4 protein-coding genes and 1 tRNA gene are annotated in these 3550 nt (G+C 47.1%); 3 read left to right on the plus strand and 2 right to left on the minus strand.

Annotation, left to right across the window (positions count from 1 at the left end):
• On the minus strand, positions 1-941 hold a 941-nt coding region (locus tag AAB523_02265; GenBank protein MEK7556091.1), incomplete at its 3' end, for a hypothetical protein.
• A gap of 95 nt (positions 942-1036) precedes the next feature.
• Between AAB523_02265 and AAB523_02270 the strand changes: the two genes are divergently transcribed.
• The 3 genes from AAB523_02270 to AAB523_02280 all read left to right on the plus strand — a co-directional run bounded on the left by AAB523_02270 (position 1037) and on the right by AAB523_02280 (position 2470).
• Positions 1037-1107: transfer RNA gene (locus AAB523_02270), tRNA-Gly, on the plus strand.
• Positions 1108-1382: 275 nt separating this feature from the next.
• On the plus strand, positions 1383-2036 hold the full coding sequence (locus tag AAB523_02275; protein MEK7556092.1) for an alpha/beta hydrolase: 654 nt from the start codon (positions 1383-1385) through the stop codon (positions 2034-2036).
• A gap of 155 nt (positions 2037-2191) precedes the next feature.
• Complete coding sequence (locus AAB523_02280) at positions 2192-2470, plus strand: hypothetical protein (protein ID MEK7556093.1); 279 nt, start codon at positions 2192-2194, stop codon at positions 2468-2470.
• Positions 2471-3038: 568 nt separating this feature from the next.
• On the opposite strand, the gene AAB523_02285 is transcribed toward AAB523_02280, so the two are convergent.
• Positions 3039-3311, minus strand: a complete 273-nt coding sequence (locus AAB523_02285) for an HU family DNA-binding protein (protein MEK7556094.1) — start codon at positions 3309-3311, stop codon at positions 3039-3041.
• Positions 3312-3550: the final 239 nt, after the last annotated feature.

Genomic DNA, 3550 nt, shown 5'->3' on the forward strand with positions numbered 1-3550 from the left:
CCGCCGCCGGAAGATCCTTTTTGCGCGACAACACTCCCTCCCGTGGATAAGAGATCTAGGGTGTCTGTCGCAAAAGTAAATATTTCTTTGATGGTTGAAATAGCGCTCGCGGGCCAGAGATCTTTTTGAACCGTCGCTCCGTCCAAAAAACCCGCCGGATATGCGGCTAAGAGAATAGGACCCCCCGCTATCAGTGTGCTTTCATTCATATCGGGAGTCATATACGCAAAGATACTCGGGATCGTGATGCCGCTTCCAACCGATTCCGTGATCCGCAAAAGCGCGAAGTCGTCCTCTCCCGTTCCTTTCGGGTTCTCTTCCACCAAAGTGTGCGCGTTCTTTTCTATCCAAGGGAGCGAAATGTAGATCGGTTCCGCCTTGAAAGCGGGCTTCGCCGGAGCACCCATCCGTATCAGACAATTCATATACCCTTCACGCTTATAGTCTTCCAAGAGAAAGAACTGGGCGATGTGCGCGTTGGTAAGAATAATACCGCGCCGGTCTATCATGACCCCGCTTCCTGTGATGGAATTTAATACACTGCCTTCCTTTGTTGTGCAAAAGATATTCACGAGCGCGGCGCGCGCCTCTGTGTTCAGATCGGCCTCTGAAATGACGGGGGTTGCCGATACCAGTGGGGTTATTTGCGCCGACGCTACCGGCAGAACAGGAGTGGATGATTCCTCTTTTTCGCGCAACGGCTCTTCATTCGGGACTGCTAGGGGGGCGTCTTTTTCTTTTGTTTCTTCTTGCGGCGCGTTGCTTACGACAATCTCGCTATCGGGATTGACCAGTGGTGCCGTTGTGGCGCTCCTTTCAGGAGTAGGGCTGGTTAGGAGCACTGGATTATCCGTGACACCGAACAAGACAAGTACATTAAGCACGATGCCCGCTACGAAAGCGGCAAGAATAGTAAAAAACGAGGAGACGGCATCAAACATAGCGCTATTATATCGCATCCGCGGAAAAATGCCCCTCTGATAACTAGCGGGGTCTTTGTTTTTCTGGTAACATGTTTGCAATACAAGACCCCTAAGCGGGATTAGTTAAATGGTATAACTCCAGTTTTCCAAACTGGAATCGGGAGTTCGATTCTCCCATCCCGCATCACTGTATTGATAATTATCAAAATTAGTGTATAGTAACCACACTACTATCATGGGAACGTCACGAAAAAACAAACGAAAAAGCGTAAAACGCCGACGCCGCAAGAAACTGCGCCGACAGAACAGATTCAAGAACAAATAGTGAATAGTGAAACAGCCCCGATGATATCGGGGCTGTTTGCTTGGTACTTGACATTTTTGAAAAAAGAGTCTATGCTATTAAAAGCTCAGAATGTTCGTTAAAAAGAACAATTCACTCTTGGACTGGAGGTTCACATGAAAAGTATCTTCGTTTTGGTATTGATTGCTTTCGCTCTCGGAATTGTCCCAAAAACAAATGCCGCAGAGGTCATCCTCGTAGGAGGAAGTATGGACGCCCCTCCCGATTTGGTAGTGAAAGCGGAGAAAACTCTCGGAGCCACATTCGTGGAACTCCGGAAACTCTGGCCACTCTCCAGGGCGGCGAAGGATGTCGTGCAACAGCTGAAAGAAAAAGGCATAAACATGGAGAATGGCATTGTCCTCGTGGGTTACAGCTGGGGCGGACTCGTGGCGAGACAGTTAGACGTGGATAATCCCGGTTTAGTAAAATCGGTGATTACCATAGGTTCAGCTTCGGGTGGGTATCGCTTTATGCCCGCAGGGTATTTCATGCCAAAAGATAGCGAAAGTCGTACTCCTTTGTATGTAATCGGAGGGTATGACTCGCGGATTCCCAAGAAGTGGTTCATGAACGGCACATCTGAGGAGAACGACGGCATCGTATCCCTGGAGTCGGTTTTCATGATTGGCCGATCCGCCATGGCTAAGGTAACCTTCAGTGGTTTTGACCATTTTGGGCTCATGAAAAGCCAAGAGGTTACAGAGCAAATTAGTGAATGGATCATGCGCGAATCGTCCGAAAAGGTTCTTTTTGCCGCAACCGAATAATAATTCGTACCTTGCTCCCGTCGCTGTTGTGCGACCGGGAGCATTTTTTTGATAGAAGGCGGTCACTATTTCCTCCCCCATATTTGATTTTCTTCTCTCTATCGTCTAAGGTAGGAACAGATGTTCACCACACACTAAATAACGAGGAGTCTTTCATGGACAATAGCACTCTCTTAAGTATGGAGGTAAGAGAGGGCGAAATAGTGGCCTTTCTCACCCCGGGAATCCTTTTGTGTAAGGGTGGACAAGTAGTTTCAAGAGGGACTTGCTTGGTGCCAAAAGGCGTGCGCGGTAGAGTGGTCGCCATTAACGAACCTTACGCGGACGGACACACGACAGACGTGGTCATCTGCGTTTTCAATGGTCACGATAGCACTGTGCGAATGAAGCCCGGAGAGCTCAGCGAAGATCCGTCACCGAAAAACATTCAGTGACACGGAAGGCGCATAAGGAATAGTTCCTTATGCGCCTTTTTCTTGAAAATCAAAAGACCCGCTAGGTAGCGGGTCTTTTGATTAAAGCGCAGGATTCCCCGTCAGCTTTGCTGTGGGGATGAATGCGCGAGGAAAAGGGATCGGGGAAAACTCTAGTTTTCCCCGTAGAGGAGAGCAGTGAGCGACTTTGTTTACTTATGAACGAAGTGAATTAGTAAACAAGAAGTACCCTTGTGGTACGAAGCGAGCGTTGAGAACCGAGTGGTTCTCAAAAATAAAATACCTCGTCTGCTTTGCAGCGAGGTATTTTATTAAGTGGGATAAATCTTCGCGCGAAGATTCTTTACACTTTTGGATTTGAGTACAGTTCGAGGAAGCGAGAAGCAAAAAGGTGAGGTGTATTTTATGATACAGCGAACTTTTTTGCGACGTGGCTGACAAAGAAATGTACCAAATGCGGAAGTGTAATTATTTTGACAAGCGAGGATCGGGGTGAAAACCGAAACCGCGAAGCGATGAAGGTTTTCATCCCGTCCGAACGAAGTCAAAACAAAGGGTTTTACGCCCTTTATTTTACGGCGTCCTTGAGTGCCTTAGCCGCACGAAACTTAGGCACCTTCATAGCGGGAACTTGTACCGCTTCTCCGGTGCGTGGGTTTCGGGCAGTTCGTGCTGCACGACCTTTTACTGAAAAAATACCGAGTCCTGCGATTGAAACTTCTCCACCACTGCGCATGGTTTTAACGATTGAATCAATCATTGTATCTACCGCTCGCTCTGCATCGGCTTTGCTACCGCCGAGTTTTTCATGAACAGCGTCAACGATGGCTGCTTTATTCATAGATTATTGGCAAACATATAAGAAACAACGGTGTAGAGAAAAAAATTCTAACCTATTACGCCTTATACGCTCACAAAATTTATTCACTAATAAACCTCAAACGACCTCGATAATGCTCTTAAACCCAAAATACGTTGAGAATTCTGGGTGAGACACCTATGGGCTATTATATAATAAGGGTTTTTTCATGCAATAGAGCTGTTGATTAACTGTTGATAACATTAAAAAACCGTCCCGAT

This window comes from Patescibacteria group bacterium, assembly GCA_038063375.1.
GTDB lineage: Bacteria > Patescibacteriota > Minisyncoccia > Phycocordibacterales > JANLHH01 > JANLHH01.